We start from the raw sequence: 14,942 nt of genomic DNA, 5'->3' as shown, positions 1-14,942 counted from the left end.
TTTGGGTGCCCCCGCCCCGGTTACGCGGAATGCCTCGGACGAGCCGTGTCCGAGCCGCACCACAGCCATACCGCCGGAGGCGCACCGTGAGCCGACCTCACATCGTGATCGTCGGCGCCGGTTTCGCCGGGTACCGGGCTGCCCGCACCCTGGCCCGGCTCACCCGGAACCGGGCCGACATCACGCTGCTCAACCCCACCGACTACTTCCTGTACCTGCCCCTGCTGCCCCAGGTCGCGGCCGGGGTCCTGGAGGCCCGCCGGGTCACCGTCTCGCTGCCGGGCACGCTGCACCGGGTGCGACTGGTGCTGGGCGAGGCGGACGGGGTGGACCTCGACGGCCGTACGGTGCGGTACACGGACCCCGAGGGCGGCGCCGGCACTCTCCGCTACGACCGGCTGGTGCTGGCCGTCGGCAGTGTGAACAAGCTGCTGCCGATCCCGGGGGTAGCCGAGCACGCGCACGGCTTCCGCGGGCTGCCCGAGGCGCTCTACCTGCGCGATCACGTGACCCGGCAGATCGAACTCGCCGGTGCCTGTGACGACCCGGACGTCCGCGCCGCCCGGTGCACGTTCGTCGTGGTGGGCGCCGGCTACACCGGCACCGAGGTGGCCGCGCACATGCAGCTGCTCACCGACCGGCTGGCCCGCCGGCAGCGGCTGCCGGAGGGCCTGCGGCCGCGCTGGATCCTGCTGGACGTGGCGAAGCGGGTGCTGCCGGAGATGGACGAGCGGCTCTCCCGTACGGCGGACCGGGTGCTGCGGGCGCGCGGGGTCGAGGTCCGCATGGGCACGTCGGTGCAGGAGGCCACGCACGACGGGGTGCGGCTCACCGACGGCCGGGCCGTCGCCTCCCGGACCCTGGTGTGGTGCGTCGGCGTGCGGCCCGACCCGCTGGTCGAGGCGGTCGGGCAGCCGCTGGAGCGCGGACGGCTGGTCGTCGACGAGCATCTGCGGGTGCCCGGCCGGTCCGAGGTGTTCGCCTGCGGTGACGCGGCCGCCGTACCCGATCCGCGGGCCCCGGGGAAGTTCACCCCGATGACCGCCCAGCACGCCTGGCGGCAGGGCCGGGTGGCCGGCGAGAACGTGGCCGCCTCGCTGGGCCTCGGCCGGCGCCGGCGCCCCTACCGCCACCGCGAGCTGGGCTTCGCCGTCGACCTCGGCGGCATGCGGGCCGCCGCCGATCCGTTCGGCGTGCCACTGTCCGGGCCGGCCGCCGGCCTGGTCACCCGCGCCTACCACCTGGCGGCGCTGCCGGGCAACCGTGTCCGGGTCGCGGCCGACTGGCTGCTGGACGCCGTACTGCCCCGCCAGGGTGTCCAGTTGGGCCTCGTCCGCGCCTGGTCGGTGCCGCTGGACACCGCCTCCCCGGAGCTCGCCCGGATCCCGGGCGGGCCCACCGATCGACCGGCCGGCACTCCTGCCGGGCGCCATCCCGACGACTTCGTGCAACGAGACCGAGGAGACCGATGAAGACCGACGAACTCGCCGCCCTGGGACAGCAGCTGCGCGTGGACAGCGTGCGGGCGTCCGCCGCCGCGGGCTCGGGCCACCCCACGTCCTCGATGTCCGCGGCCGACCTGCTCGCCGTGCTGCTCGCCCACCATCTGCGCTACGACTTCGAACGCCCCGACCACCCCGCCAACGACCGCTTCGTCCTGTCCAAGGGACACGCCTCGCCGCTGCTGTACGCCGCGTACAAGGCGGCCGGCGCCATCGAGGACGGCGAGCTGGTCACCTTCCGCAAGCTCGGCAGCCGGCTGGAGGGGCACCCCACGCCCCGCCGGCTGCCGTGGGTGGAGACCGCCACCGGCTCGCTCGGCCAGGGCCTGCCGGTCGGGGTCGGCATCGCCCTCGCCGGCAAGCGGCTGGAGCGCAACGGCCACCGGGTGTGGGTGCTGTGCGGGGACAGCGAGCTGGCCGAGGGCTCGGTCTGGGAGGCCGCCGAACACGCCGGGTACGAGCGGCTCGACAACCTGGTCGCGATCGTCGACGTCAACCGGCTCGGACAGCGCGGGCCCACCCGGCACGGCCACGACCTGGACGCCTACGCCCGCCGCTTCCAGGCCTTCGACTGGCACACGATCGAGGTCGACGGCCACGACGTCGACGCGATCGACCGGGCGTACGGGGAGGCGCTGTCCACGGCCGGGCAGCCCACGGTCATCCTCGCCCGCACCCTCAAGGGCAAGGGCGTCGCCGCCGTCGAGGACCGCGAGGGCCACCACGGCAAGCCGCTGCCGGACGCCGACGAGGCCGTCGCCGAACTCGGCGGCCGGCGCCAGGTGCGCTTCCGGGTCGGCGAACCGCCCGCCGCCGCCGTACTGCGCGACCTGACCACCGAGGTCCTCCGGCTGCCCCGCTACGACACCGGCGACGAGGTCGCCACCCGGGACGCCTTCGGCACCGCCCTCGCCGCGCTCGGCGCCGCCCGCGGTGACGTCGTCGCGCTGGACGGCGAGGTCGGCGACTCCACCCGCACCGAGGAGTTCGCCAAGGCCCACCCGGACCGCTTCTTCGAGTGCTACATCGCCGAGCAGCAGCTGGTCGCCTCGGCCGTCGGCATGGCCACCCGCGGCTGGGTGCCGTACGCCGCCACCTTCGCGGCCTTCCTCACCCGCGCCCACGACTTCGTGCGGATGGCGTCCATCAGCGGCGCCGGCATCAACCTGGTCGGCTCGCACGCCGGGGTCGCCATCGGCCAGGACGGGCCCTCGCAGATGGGCCTGGAGGACCTGGCGATGTTCCGGTCCGTGCACGGCTCGACCGTGCTCTACCCGTGCGACGCCAACCAGACCGCCCGGCTGGTCGCCGCCATGGCCGGCCTCGACGGCATCCGCTATCTGCGCACCTCGCGCGGCAAGACCCCGGTGATCTACGGCCCCGACGAGGAGTTCCCGGTCGGCGGCAGCAGGACGCTGCGCAGCGGCGAGCAGGACCGGCTGACGATCGTCGCGGCCGGGGTCACCGTGTTCGAGGCGCTGGCCGCGGCCGACCGGCTCGCCGCGGACGGCATCCCGGTCCGGGTCGTCGACCTGTACTCGGTCAAGCCCGTGGACGCGGCCACGCTGCACCGGGCCGCCGAGGAGACCGGCTGCCTGCTCACCGTGGAGGACCACCACCCCGAGGGCGGCATCGGCGACGCCGTCGCGGAGGCCTTCGCCGACGGCCGGCCCGTGCCCCGGCTGGTCCGGCTCGGCGTACGCACCATGCCGGGCTCGGCCGCGCCCGACGAACAGCTGCACGCGGCCGGGATCGACGCCGCCGGTATCGCGGCGGCCGCGAAGCTGCTGGTCGAGGAGGCGATCGTGCGGTGAGCGGCGGTGCCGCACGGCACATCCGGGCGGGCCGCCGCACGGTCGCGATCCAGCGGCCCGGCAAGGTCCTCTTCCCGGCCGGCGCCGGCGCGCCCGAGTACACCAAGGGCGACCTCGCCGACTACTACCGGTCCGTCGCCCGGTATCTGCTGCCCCACGTGCGGGGCCGCCCGCTGATGCTGGAGCGGTACCCGGACGGGGTCGGCGGGCAGCGGTTCATGCAGAAGCACACCCCCGAGCACTACCCGGACTGGATCACCCGGGCCGAGGTGGCCAAGGAGGGCGGCACCGTCACCCATGTCGTCTGCGACGACACCGCCACCCTCCTCTACCTCGCCGACCAGGCCTGCCTCAGCCTGCACCGGTGGCTGTCCCGCACCGACCGGGCCCACGGCCCCGACCACCCCGACCGGCTGGTCCTGGACCTGGACCCGCCGGTCGAGGACTTCGCGCCTGTCCGCGAGGCCGCCCACTGGCTGCACGAGCTGCTGGACGACCTGGGACTGCCCGCCGCCCCGATGACCACCGGCTCGCGCGGAGTGCACCTCGTCGTCCCGCTCGACGGCCGTCACCATGTCGACGAGGTACGGCGGTTCGCCCGCGACCTCGCCGAGTTCGCCGTGTCCCGGCACCCCGACCGGCTCACCACCGCCGCCCGCAAGGACGACCGCGGCGACCGTCTCTACCTCGATGTCCAGCGCAACGCCTACGCCCAGACCGCCGTCGCCCCCTACACCGTCCGCGCCCGCCCCGGCGCCCCCGTCGCCGTGCCCCTGTCCTGGGAGCAACTGGACGACCCCGGCCTCGACGCGCGCCGCTGGACCATCGCCGACGCCGCCGACCAGGCCCGCAGCGGACCCTGGGACGGACTCGCCAGCCGCGGCCGCGCCCTGGGACCGGCCCGGCGCCGCCTCACCGAGATGCGGCACTGAAGGTTTGGCCAAGGGATGAACGGCCACTCGCAGGGAGAGGTGCCATGTCGAACACAGATCACACGGATAAGCCACAGAGTTCACAGAAAACCCAGAAGTCACGGGAGGTGCACGGCACCCCGGACAGTGGCGCGGACGCCCCACGGCCGGAGCCGATGGAGGTACTGCGCCAGGCCCGCACCCAGCTCGCCGAACTCACCGGATACGCCCCCGAGTCGGTGTCCGCCTTCGAGCAGACCGACGACGGGTGGGCGGTGGAGGTGGAGGTGCTGGAACTCGCCCGGGTCCCCGACACGATGAGCCTGATGGCGAGCTACCAGGTCGAGCTGGACCCGCAGGGTCGGCTCACCGGCTACCGCCGGGTGAGCCGCTACGAGCGCGGGCGGGCCGACGCACGACGGTCCGGCGGCCGCTAGGCCGCCGCCCGAAACCAACCAAGAGGAGGAACGGCCGCATGACCGTTGTCCCGGCACAGCAGTCCGGCGGCGCAGGCGGCACGAGTGGCCTGTACGACGTACTGGAGCTGGTGCTCGACCGCGGGCTCGTCATCGATGCGTTCGTACGCGTGTCCCTGGTCGGCATCGAGATTCTGAAGATCGACGTACGGGTCGTCGTGGCCAGCGTCGACACCTATCTGCGCTTCGCCGAGGCGTGCAACCGCCTCGACCTGGAGGCCGGCCCGAACAAGTCCCCCGGACTGCCCGAGATCGTCGGTGAGATCACCGAGGACGGCGCCCGCGGCAAGGCCAAGGGCGCGCTGTCCGGCGCCGCGCAGACCGTCTCCGACGCCTTCAAGCAGGCCCGCGGCGAGGCGGAGGAAGAATCCCGGCCGCGGCCGCGCAAGGCACCGACCCGCCGGAAGGAGGAGCAGGAGTGAGCACCTACGTCTACGGCATCACCGCGCGGTCGCACCCGCCACTCTCCGAGGGGATGACCGGTGTGGGCGATCCGCCCCAGCCGGTGCGCACCCTCACCACGGGCGAGCTGGCCGCCGTGGTCAGCGACGCCCCCGAGGGGCTCCGGGCCAGGCGCAGGGATCTGCTCGCCCACCAGAACGTGCTCGCCGCGGCGGGTGCGGCGGGCTGTGTGCTGCCCATGCGGTTCGGCAGCGTCGCCCCCGACGACGACGCCGTCACCGCGGTCCTCGCCGAGCGCGAGGAGCACTACCAAGAACGCCTCGCGGCCCTGGACGGCAAGGTGGAGTACAACGTCAAGGCCACCCATGTCGAGGACGCGGTGCTGCACCGGGTGATGGCCGAGAACGCGGACATCCGCGCCCTCGCCGAGGAGAACCGGCGGGCGGGCGGCGGCGGTTACGAGGCCAAGCTCCGCCTCGGCGAAATGGTCGCGGCCGCCGTCAAGGCCCAGGAGAGCCAGGACGCCGCCGAGGTGATCGCCCTGCTGGAGCCGGCCGCCGCCGCGGTCAGCGCGGGCCCCGAGTCGACCGGCTGGCTGCTCAACGTGTCCTTCCTGGTGCCCCGGGACGGCGCCACCGAGTTCCTGGCCGCCGTGGAGCGCGTGCGGGAAAGCCGTCCGCACGTCGACCTGCGGGCCAACGGTCCGCTGCCGCCGTACAGCTTCGTGGACCCCGGCCCGGCCCAGCCCGCGAGCAGCACGGCCGATGCCGGCAGCGGAGCGCGATAGCGGCCGGTGCGCGGTCGGAAGGAGGCCCCCGTGGGACTGATCGGCGAGGTGCTGCTGCTGCCGTTCGCGCCGGTACGCGGCACCGGATGGGTGGTCCGGCAGCTGCTCCGGGAGGCGGAACGGATCTACTACGACCCCGCCACCGTGCGGGCCGAGCTCGCCCGGCTGGAAGAGCGGCTGGAGGCGGGTGAGATCACCGAGGAGGAGTTCGAGCGGCGCGAGGACGAACTGCTCGACCGGCTGGAGATCGCGCTTGGCTCCGGCCACCCCACAGGCGACGGGATGTGACATGAACCGAACGGCACTGGGCCTCGCGGTAGGGGCCGGATACTTCCTGGGACGGACGAAGAAACTCAAGATGGCCCTCGCGGTCGGATCCCTGGTCGCCGGGAAGAAGCTCAACCTCAGTCCGAAGATGCTCGCGGACCTGGCGAGCCAGCAACTGAAGAACAACCCGCAGTTCAAGGAGATCGGAGACCAGATACGCCAGGACCTGCGAGGGGCCGGCAAGGCCGCCTCCGGGGCCCTGGCGGAGCGGCAGATGAACGCGCTCGCCGACCGCCTGCACAACCGCACCTCCCAGCTGCGCGACGGCCTGGCCGGGGCGGCGCCCGGCACCGGTTCCGCCGAGTCCGACGACGAGGAGCCGGAGGGCGAGGAGCCGCGGGACGAGGCCCAAGGCGACGAGGACTCCGACGAGGGCTCGTCGCGCCGCGAGGGCGGTGAGAAGGCCGACCGGCGGGGCGACGCGCCGCGCAAGAAGGCGGCCGAGACGGCGCGCGACAAGAAGGCGACGGCGAAGGCCCCCGCCAGGACGGCCCCCGCCGGGAAGGCGACGGCGAAGAAGACGGCCGCGGCCCGCAAGAAGGCCGCGAAGAAGACGGCCGCCGCGGGCGGCGCCGCCCGCGGCGGCTCCTCGGGGCAGTCGAAGGGCGGCGATGACCGATGACCGAGGCTGTCGGATCCGCCACGTCCGCGGCCGGCAAGGCCAGGGACGCGGCCGAGGAGAACCCGCTGGCCGGCCTCGCCCACAGCGAGGCAGCCGACCGGCTCAAGGCGGAGGCCCAGGACTTCCTGGCCGCCCAGGCCACGAAGATGCTCACCGGCCTCGGCCGCAAGCTCGGCGAGACCACGGGCAAGCTCAACGACATCGCCGAAGGCAAGAGCCCTGGATTCGCGGGGCTCGCGCTCGACGGCGGGCGCAAGCTCGCCGAGGGCAAGGGGCCGCTGCGTACCGCCCTGGAACTGGGCGGCTCCCGTGTCAAGGAGAACGTGATGAACGCCGTCAAAGGCCTCGGTGGGAGCAAGGGCAAGAAGGGCGGCGCGGGCAAGAAGCCGACCGTCATCATGGAGTCCATCGACGTGGGCGTACCGCTGCGCACCGCCTACGACCAGTGGACGCAGTACAAGGACTTCAGCGGCTTCGCCAAGGGCGTGAAGAGCGCGAGCCGCTCCGACGACACCCACTCCGACTGGCAGGCGAAGATCTTCCTGTCCAGCCGCAGCTGGAAGGCGCAGACCACCGAACAGATACCCGACTACCGCATCCAGTGGACGTCGGAGGGCGCCAAGGGCACCACCAAGGGCGTGGTCTCCTTCCACCGGCTGGAGGAGAACCTCACCCGGGTCCTGCTGGTCATCGAGTACTACCCGACCGGTCTGTTCGAGAAGACCGGCAATATCTGGCGCGCCCAGGGCCGCCGGGTCAGGCTGGACCTGAAGAACTTCGCCCGCTTCATCACCCTCAAGGGCGAGGCGGAGGACGCCTGGCGCGGTGAGATCCGCGACGGCGAGGTGGTGCGGAGCCACGAGGACGCCCTGGCCGAGGAGGAGCAGGAGAAGGAGCAGCGGGACGACGAGGGCGCCGAGGAGCCGCCCGAGGAAGAGGAGGAAGCGGAGGAAGAGGAGGACGGGGGCGAGCCCCGGTACGAGGACGAGGACGAGGAGCCCTACGAGGACGAGGCCGAGGAGGGTGAGGAGCCCGAGGAGGAGTACGAGGAGGACGAAGCGCCCGAAGGCGAGTACGACGAGGAAGAAGAGGAAGAGGAAGAGGAACCCGAGTACGCGGGAGGCGGGAGCCGTCGATGACGACCCCCAGCCGCTTCGGCGACTCCGGCAGCCGCTTCCCCGAGCCCTACGGACAGGGCGGCGGCGCCAACCTCGCCGACATCCTCGAGCGCGTGCTCGACAAGGGTGTCGTCATCGCGGGCGACATCCGGATCAACCTGCTCGACATCGAACTGCTCACCATCAAACTGCGCCTGATCGTCGCCTCGGTGGACAAGGCCAGGGAGATGGGCATCGACTGGTGGGAGAGCGACCCCGCACTCTCCTCCCGGGCCCGCCGCGACGAGCTGGCCCGGGAGAACGCCGAGCTGAAGGAACGGCTGGCCCGGCTCGAGGAGCTGGAGCCGGGCCGGGCGCCGAAGGAGGAGGCACCATGACCGGACTGCGGTATGTGTATGCCGTCTGCCGCCCCTTCGAAAAGCCTCTGCAATCCCAGCTCAGCGGCATCGGGGGCGCCCCGCCGGCGCTGCTGCGCCACCACGGGCTGGTCGCCGTGGTCAGCACGGTCCCGGAGGCCGACTTCTGCGAGGAGGCGCTCAAGGCCCACCTGGAGGACCTGGACTGGCTGTCCGCGACCGCCCGCGCCCACCAGGGCGTGATCGACGCGCTCACCACGGTCACCACCCCGCTGCCGCTGCGGCTCGCCACCGTCTTCCGGGACGACAGCGCCGTTCGCGTGATGATCGAGGCCCGTGAGAACGACTTCCGGAAGGTTCTCGACCGGCTGGAGGGCCGGGTCGAGTGGGGCGTGAAGCTGTATCTGGAACCCGGGTCGGACGAGTCCGCCGAGCCCGTTTCCGCCGCCGCGGCACGGCCCGCGAGCGGCCGCGACTATCTGCGCCGGCGGCGCGCGCACACCCATGCGCACGAGGAGCGGTGGCAGCGCGCCGAGGCGTTCGCGCACTCCCTGCACCAGCGGCTGTCCGGGCACGCCGAGGACTCCCGGTTGCACCCCCCGCAGAACTCCGCGCTGTCCGCGGCGCCCGGCCGTAATGTGCTGAACGCCGCCTATCTCGTCCCCCGGGCGCATTCCGAGGAATTCGTGGAACTGGTGGACCGCACGAAGGACGAGGAACCGGGAATCCGGGTGGAACTCACCGGCCCCTGGGCCGCCTATTCGTTCACCGGATGGCCGCCCGAGGCCGAAAAGGACGAGGAAACGGGCGAAGAAACGAGCGTGGAAAAGGGCGGGGAAACGCGCGGCGAAACAGGCGCCGAAAGGCGTGAGAAAACGGGGGAGGGGCGGCCGTGACCGTCATCGAGCGCCGTGAGATCGCGCTGGTCGACCTCCTGGACCGGCTGCTGGCCGGCGGAGTCGTCATCACCGGCGACATCACCCTGCGGATCGCGGACGTCGACCTGGTCCGCATCGACCTGAACGCACTGATCAGCTCGGTGAACCGGTCGGTCCCGTCCCCCTTCGAACCGTTCGAACCGTTCGAACCCGAAGCCATCGAGGAGGCCGAGTGACCCCGCCCGACCGGACGCGCCGGCTCGACCTGGAACCCGACACCGTCGAACGGGACCTGGTGAAACTCGTGCTCACGGTCGTGGAACTGCTGCGCCAGCTGATGGAACGGCAGGCCGTGCGCCGGTTCGACACCGGTGAGCTGACCGAGGCGCAGGAGGAGCGGATCGGGCTCACGCTGATGCTCCTGGAGGAGCGGATGACCGAGTTGTGCGACCGCTACGGACTGCGGCCCGAGGACCTCAATCTGGACCTCGGGCCGCTCGGGCCGCTGCTTCCGCGTGACTGAGCTCAGGTCACCATCGGTACCAGCGACCCCTGCCGCCGCTCGCGTCCGTACTGCGCACCAGGAATCCCAGCAGCCAGATGACCAGGACAGCCAGCGCGATCCACCACAGAATCTTTACCGCGAATCCGACGCCGAAGAGAATCAGCGCGAGAAGCAGTACCAGCAGGATGGGAACCATAGTGTGAACCTCCTGCATTCCGGGTTTCCAGAAATTCGCGGTTCAGGCTTCTTTTCGGCACAGAATCTCCCCGTGCAGGACCGCGAACCAGCCGTCCTCGCGCCGCCCCCACTCCCGCCAGGCCTCTGATACGGCCCGCAGCTGCTCCTCGGTGGCATGACCGCCCCGCACGGCCCGCCCGGCGTAGGCGGAGGCCAGGGTGCGGTCCGCCCACAGGCCGCTCCACCAGGCCCGCTCCTCGGCGGTGGCGAAGGTCCAGGTGTCGGTGGTCGTGGTGATCCGGCGCAGCCCGGCGGCCAGCGCCCAGGCCTTCAGCCGCCGCCCGGCGTCCGGCTCGCCGCCGTTGGCCCGGGCCACCCGCTCGTACAGGTCCAGCCAGTCGTCCAGGCCGGGCAGCTCCGGGTACCAGGTCATCGCCGCGTAGTCCGCGTCCCGTACGGCGATGTACCCGCCCGGTCGGGTCACCCGCACCATCTCGCGCAGCGCCTGCACCGGGTCGCCGACATGCTGGAGCACCTGGTGGGCGTGGACCACGCAGAAGGTGTCGTCGGGGTAGTCCAGGGCGTGGACGTCGGCGACCGCGAAGTCGACGTTGGCCAGGCCGCGCTCGGCGGCGGTCGCGCGGGCCTGCTCCAGGACGTCCGGCGCCCGGTCGACACCGGTGACGTGCCCGTCCGGGACCAGCTCCGCCAGGTCCGCGGTGATCGTGCCCGGGCCGCAGCCGATGTCCAGGATCTTCATATGGGGCTTGATCGAGCCGAGCAGATAGCCCGCCGAGTTGGCGGCGGTCCGCCAGGTGTGCGAGCGCAGCACCGACTCGTGGTGGCCGTGCGTGTAGACGGCGGTCTCCTGTGCTTTCGGCATGACGCTGCCCCCTTGTCGTCGTACCGGCCGCAGTGGCCGGCGGTACGGATCACCGTACGCGCCCATGCCGAATAGTGAGACTCCCGTTTCGTCATACGGACTGATGGAGTATCAGCTCAAGATGGACGGCCGTCAGAACCGCGTGCGCAGCGGGCGGTAGACCGTCAGGGCCTCCGGCAGCTTCTCCACCGTCACCTCGCCCGACACCGCCGTCACCTCGCCGTCGTAGGCCAGTGGCGTGCCCGGCGCGACGCCCGACAGCCGGAGCCGGTTCACCTGCACCGCGGAATGCGCCGGAGACCGGGTGAGCGGGCCCGCCAGGGCCGCGGCGAGCAGCCGCAGCGCCGGCCGCCGGCCGCCGTGCACCACCCGCACGTCCAGCAGCCCGTCCGCCAGATCCGTACGGCGGCCCGGCGCGAGCCCCACCCGGTGGTAGACGCCGTTGCCGACGAACAGCAGCCACAGCGCCCGGCGTTCGTCCCCCACCTCCACTTGCAGCGGCCGCCGGTGGGCGCGCAGCACCCGCAGCGCGCCCAGCACCCCGGCCGGCCAGCCGCCGATCCGGGACGACCAGGTGTCCCGCTCGCGCACCAGCTCCGGATACACGCCGAGGCTCAGCGTGTTCAGGAACAGCCCCTCCGCGCCGTCGCAGACGAACCGGCCCGCGTCCACCCGGACCGCCTCCCCGTGCCGTACCGCCCGGGCCAGCGCCCGCTCGTCCTCCACCGTCAGGTCGTGCGCGAAGTGGTTGAGGGTGCCGCCGGGCAGCACCGCCAGCGGCAGACCGTGCCGCAGCGCGACCAGGGCCGCCGCGTTCACGGTGCCGTCGCCGCCGCACACCCCCAGTACCCGGGCCCGCGCCGCCGCGTCCGCCAGCGCGGCCCCGACGTCCTCGGGCGCGCACTCCACGACCTCCGCCCGCGGTAGCGCCGCCCGCAGCGCGCGCACCCGGTCCGCCGTGCCCGAGGCCCGGTTGGCGACCACCACCAGCCCCTCGCCCTCCGGCAGCGCGGGCGCCGCGGAGCGCGGTCGGGCGGGCCGCCGCAGCTGGGTGCGGGTCGGCACCAGCCGCCGTACCAGGAAGGCGGCGCCCACCCCGAGCGCCGCCCCCGCGAGCACATCGCTCGGGAAGTGCACCCCCGTGTACACCCGGGACATCGCCACCGAGAACGCCACCGGCGCCACCGCCGCGCCCCACGCGGGGGACTCCAGCGCGACCCCGCACGCGAAGGCGGCCGCCGACGCGGCGTGCCCGGACGGGAAGGACGTGGTGATCGGCTGCCGCCGCAGCCGCCGTACCAGCGGGACGGGATCGAGCACCGGGCGCGGCCGGCGCACCGACCGCTTGCCGATCGTGTTGATCGTCAGCGAGGCCACGGCCAGCGAGGCCAGCCCCCGCACCGCCGCCCGGCGCGCCCTCGGGGTGCGGCTCCAGGCCATCGCGGCGGCCGTCGCCCCCCACAGCACCCCGTGGTTGGCGCTCCGGCTGAGCCTCGGCAGCACGCGCTCGGCCCCGGGCCAGTGCCAGGCGGCGGCCGACTCGAACAGCTGGGCGTCCAGGCCGAGCAGCCGCTCGCGCAGGGCGTGCCGGCCGGCCTTCGGAACAGTCAGATCCACATCTGGGCTCATGGGGAGCGACTACCCTGAAGTGCCCGTTTCCTGCGTCGGAGGGGACCGTCGGATGCGCCTGCTCCTCGTCCGCCACGGCGAGACCCCGTCCAATGTGCGGGGCCTGCTCGACACCACCACGCCGGGCCCGGGCCTGACCCCGCTCGGCGAACGGCAGGCCGCCGAGCTGCCCGAGGCCCTCGCGGACGAGGAGATCGAGGCCGTCTACGCCTCCCCCCTGGTCCGCGCCCGGCTCACCGCCGCCCCGCTGGCCGCCGTCCGCGGCCTGGACGTCCTGGTCCGGGACGGGATCCGCGAGCTGTCCGCCGGCGATCTGGAAATGGAGCCCGGCGACTCCCCGGGCGGCGAGCTGTTCCTGCGCACGGTGTTCGCGTGGGCGGCCGGCGACACCGCGCTGCGCGTTCCCGGCGGGGAGAGCGGCGAGGAGGCCCTCGCCCGCTACGACGCCGTGATCGCCGAGGCCCACGCGAGCGGCGCCTCGACCGTCGCCATGGTCAGCCACGGCGCCGCCATCCGGGTGTGGACCGCCGCCCGCGCCGGGAACATCGGCGTCTCCTTCGCCGCCGCCCGCCCCCTCGCCAACACCGGCGTGGTGACCCTGGAGGGCACCCCGGCCGACGGCTGGACGGCACTGAGCTGGCAGGGCGCCACCATCGCCCCGACGGGCGAGCCGGGGCCCACGGGCGAACCACTGCGACCCTGACCGCCGCCCCCCGACCCCCTAACCCGTTTGCCTCCGTCCCCGGTCACCCCGGAGAATTCCGCCCCATGGGACACCTGGAAGCCGCGCATCTCGAGTACCACCTCCCCGACGGGAGGACCCTCCTCGGAGATGTGTCCTTCCGGGTCGGCGAGGGCACCGCCGTCGCCCTCGTCGGACCCAACGGCGCCGGCAAGACCACCCTGCTGCGGCTGATCTCCGGGGAGCTGAAGCCGCACGGGGGCACCGTCACCGTCAGCGGTGGCCTCGGCGTGATGCGGCAGTTCGTCGGTTCCGTACGGGACGAGACGACCGTACGCGACCTGCTCGTCTCGGTCGCCCCGCCCGGGATCCGCGCCGCGGCCGAGGCCGTGGACGCCGCCGAGCACGCGATCATGACGGTCGACGACGAGGCCGCCCAGCTGCGCTACGCCCAGGCACTCTCCGACTGGGCCGAGGTACGCGGCTACGAGGCCGAGACGCTGTGGGACATGTGCACCACGGCCGCGCTCGGCATGCCGTACGAGCGCGCCCAGTGGCGGCAGGTGCGCACCCTCTCCGGCGGCGAGCAGAAGCGGCTCGTGCTGGAGGCCCTGCTGCGCGGCACCGACGAGGTGCTGCTGCTCGACGAGCCGGACAACTACCTCGACGTCCCCGGCAAGCGCTGGCTGGAGGAACAGCTCCAAACCACCCGCAAGACCGTCCTGTTCGTCTCCCACGACCGGGAGCTCCTCGACCGCGCCGCGCAGCGCATCGTCTCCGTCGAGCCCGGCCCGGCCGGCGCCGACGCCTGGGTGCACGGCGGCGGCTTCGCCACCTACCACGAGGCCCGCCGCGAACGCTTCGCCCGCTTCGAGGAGCTGCGCCGCCGCTGGGACGAGAAACACGCCCAGCTGAAGAAGCTCGTCGTCAACCTCCGCCAGGCCGCCGCCGTCAGCCACGAGATGGCCTCCCGGTACGCGGCCGCCCAGACCAGGCTGCGCAAGTTCGAGGAGGCCGGTCCGCCGCCCGAGCCGCCGCGCGAGCAGGACATCACCATGCGCCTGAAGGGCGGCCGCACCGGCGTCCGCGCCGTCACCTGCGCCGGACTCGGCCTGACCGGCCTGATGCACCCCTTCGACCTGGAGGTCTTCTACGGCGAACGGGTCGCCGTCCTCGGCTCCAACGGCTCGGGCAAGTCGCACTTCCTGCGCCTGCTCGCGGGGGAGGACGTCGCCCACACCGGACAGTGGAAGCTCGGCGCCCGGGTCGTCCCCGGCCACTTCGCGCAGACCCACGCCCATCCCGAGCTGGCCGGCCGCACGCTGCTCGACATCCTCTGGAAGGAACACGCCCAGGACCGGGGCGCGGCCATGTCCCGGCTGCGCCGCTACGAACTCACCCAGCAGGCCGAGCAGAGCTTCGACCGGCTGTCCGGCGGTCAGCAGGCCCGCTTCCAGATCCTCCTGCTGGAGCTGGCCGGCGCCACCGCCCTGCTGCTGGACGAGCCCACCGACAACCTCGACCTGGAATCCGCCGAGGCGCTCCAGGAAGGCCTGGAGGCCTTCGAGGGCACGGTCCTCGCCGTCACCCACGACCGCTGGTTCGCCCGCTCCTTCGACCGCTTCCTCGTCTTCGGCAGCGACGGCCGCGTCCGCGAGACCCCCGAACCGGTCTGGGACGAACGCCGGGTGGAGCGGGTCCGGTAGGACAGAGGAACCAACGCGGGGTGGGGGGGGGGGGGAGGGGAGCACCCCCCCCCCCCCCCCCCCCCCCCTCCCCCCCCCCCACCCCCCCCCCCCCCCCCCCCCCCCCCCACCAACCCCCCCCCCCCCCCCCCCCCCCCCCCCCCCCCCCCCCCCCCCCCCCCCCCCCC

At 73.4% G+C, this 14,942-nt stretch carries 18 protein-coding genes; 15 read left to right on the top strand and 3 right to left on the bottom strand.

The annotated features are described in order from the left end of the window. Positions 1-29: 29 nt before the first annotated feature. The 13 genes from ACZ5CZ_RS06185 to ACZ5CZ_RS06125 are packed head-to-tail and all read left to right on the top strand — an operon-like array spanning position 30 to position 9,716. Positions 30-1,472: an NAD(P)/FAD-dependent oxidoreductase gene (locus ACZ5CZ_RS06185; RefSeq protein ID WP_385842918.1), complete on the top strand. Its 1,443-nt coding sequence runs from the start codon at positions 30-32 to the stop codon at positions 1,470-1,472. Beyond that, positions 1,469-3,316 carry a transketolase gene (locus ACZ5CZ_RS06180; protein WP_468939662.1) on the top strand — a complete coding sequence of 616 codons (1,848 nt, stop codon included), beginning with the start codon at positions 1,469-1,471 and terminating at the stop codon, positions 3,314-3,316. Before ACZ5CZ_RS06185 ends, ACZ5CZ_RS06180 begins: the two co-directional genes overlap by 4 nt. Next, positions 3,313-4,248 (top strand): non-homologous end-joining DNA ligase, encoded by a 936-nt coding sequence (gene ligD, locus ACZ5CZ_RS06175; protein ID WP_385842916.1) that lies wholly within the window; start codon positions 3,313-3,315, stop codon positions 4,246-4,248. Before ACZ5CZ_RS06180 ends, ligD begins: the two co-directional genes overlap by 4 nt. 44 nt (positions 4,249-4,292) lie before the next feature. After that, positions 4,293-4,664, top strand: a complete 372-nt coding sequence (locus tag ACZ5CZ_RS06170; RefSeq protein ID WP_385842915.1) for a gas vesicle protein GvpO — start codon at positions 4,293-4,295, stop codon at positions 4,662-4,664. A gap of 38 nt (positions 4,665-4,702) precedes the next feature. Then, the gene (locus ACZ5CZ_RS06165; protein WP_385842913.1) at positions 4,703-5,125 is read left to right on the top strand and encodes a gas vesicle structural protein GvpA; all 423 of its coding nucleotides are present in this window, start codon (positions 4,703-4,705) and stop codon (positions 5,123-5,125) included. Further along, the gene (locus ACZ5CZ_RS06160; protein ID WP_468939658.1) at positions 5,122-5,892 is read left to right on the top strand and encodes a GvpL/GvpF family gas vesicle protein; all 771 of its coding nucleotides are present in this window, start codon (positions 5,122-5,124) and stop codon (positions 5,890-5,892) included. Before ACZ5CZ_RS06165 ends, ACZ5CZ_RS06160 begins: the two co-directional genes overlap by 4 nt. 30 nt (positions 5,893-5,922) lie before the next feature. Continuing rightward, positions 5,923-6,180 (top strand): gas vesicle protein GvpG, encoded by a 258-nt coding sequence (locus tag ACZ5CZ_RS06155; protein WP_468939655.1) that lies wholly within the window; start codon positions 5,923-5,925, stop codon positions 6,178-6,180. 1 nt (position 6,181) lies between these two features. Then, positions 6,182-6,841 (top strand): DNA primase, encoded by a 660-nt coding sequence (locus ACZ5CZ_RS06150; RefSeq protein WP_468939653.1) that lies wholly within the window; start codon positions 6,182-6,184, stop codon positions 6,839-6,841. Beyond that, a complete protein-coding gene (locus ACZ5CZ_RS06145) occupies positions 6,838-7,980 on the top strand; it encodes an SRPBCC family protein (protein WP_468939650.1) in 1,143 nt (380 codons plus the stop codon). Before ACZ5CZ_RS06150 ends, ACZ5CZ_RS06145 begins: the two co-directional genes overlap by 4 nt. Further along, complete coding sequence (locus ACZ5CZ_RS06140) at positions 7,977-8,336, top strand: gas vesicle protein (RefSeq protein ID WP_385842907.1); 360 nt, start codon at positions 7,977-7,979, stop codon at positions 8,334-8,336. The genes ACZ5CZ_RS06145 and ACZ5CZ_RS06140 overlap by 4 nt, the downstream gene beginning before the upstream one ends. Continuing rightward, on the top strand, positions 8,333-9,211 hold the full coding sequence (locus ACZ5CZ_RS06135) for a GvpL/GvpF family gas vesicle protein (protein ID WP_468939647.1): 879 nt from the start codon (positions 8,333-8,335) through the stop codon (positions 9,209-9,211). Before ACZ5CZ_RS06140 ends, ACZ5CZ_RS06135 begins: the two co-directional genes overlap by 4 nt. Further along, on the top strand, positions 9,208-9,429 hold the full coding sequence (locus ACZ5CZ_RS06130; RefSeq protein ID WP_385842905.1) for a gas vesicle protein: 222 nt from the start codon (positions 9,208-9,210) through the stop codon (positions 9,427-9,429). The genes ACZ5CZ_RS06135 and ACZ5CZ_RS06130 overlap by 4 nt, the downstream gene beginning before the upstream one ends. Beyond that, positions 9,426-9,716 (top strand): gas vesicle protein K, encoded by a 291-nt coding sequence (locus tag ACZ5CZ_RS06125; RefSeq protein ID WP_385842904.1) that lies wholly within the window; start codon positions 9,426-9,428, stop codon positions 9,714-9,716. The genes ACZ5CZ_RS06130 and ACZ5CZ_RS06125 overlap by 4 nt, the downstream gene beginning before the upstream one ends. Before the next feature lie 7 nt (positions 9,717-9,723). Here ACZ5CZ_RS06125 and ACZ5CZ_RS06120 read toward each other — a convergent pair whose 3' ends face one another. The 3 genes from ACZ5CZ_RS06120 to ACZ5CZ_RS06110 form a co-directional block, all read right to left on the bottom strand. Then, positions 9,724-9,894 carry a hydrophobic protein gene (locus ACZ5CZ_RS06120; RefSeq protein ID WP_385842903.1) on the bottom strand — a complete coding sequence of 57 codons (171 nt, stop codon included), beginning with the start codon at positions 9,892-9,894 and terminating at the stop codon, positions 9,724-9,726. Between the two features lie 42 nt (positions 9,895-9,936). Beyond that, complete coding sequence (locus ACZ5CZ_RS06115) at positions 9,937-10,758, bottom strand: class I SAM-dependent methyltransferase (protein WP_468939643.1); 822 nt, start codon at positions 10,756-10,758, stop codon at positions 9,937-9,939. Positions 10,759-10,890: 132 nt separating this feature from the next. Beyond that, entirely contained in the window at positions 10,891-12,387 is a 1,497-nt protein-coding gene (locus ACZ5CZ_RS06110) for a phosphatase PAP2 family protein (protein WP_468939640.1), read from the bottom strand. 52 nt (positions 12,388-12,439) lie between these two features. Between ACZ5CZ_RS06110 and ACZ5CZ_RS06105 the strand changes: the two genes are divergently transcribed. Then, a complete protein-coding gene (locus tag ACZ5CZ_RS06105) occupies positions 12,440-13,090 on the top strand; it encodes a histidine phosphatase family protein (RefSeq protein WP_468939637.1) in 651 nt (216 codons plus the stop codon). 65 nt (positions 13,091-13,155) lie between these two features. Continuing rightward, positions 13,156-14,775 (top strand): ABC-F family ATP-binding cassette domain-containing protein, encoded by a 1,620-nt coding sequence (locus ACZ5CZ_RS06100; RefSeq protein ID WP_385842899.1) that lies wholly within the window; start codon positions 13,156-13,158, stop codon positions 14,773-14,775. The last annotated feature ends 167 nt before the right edge of the window (positions 14,776-14,942 follow it).

The organism is Streptomyces sp. NPDC031418 (assembly GCF_055581605.1).
This window is presented reverse-complemented; position numbering and strand designations above follow the sequence as displayed.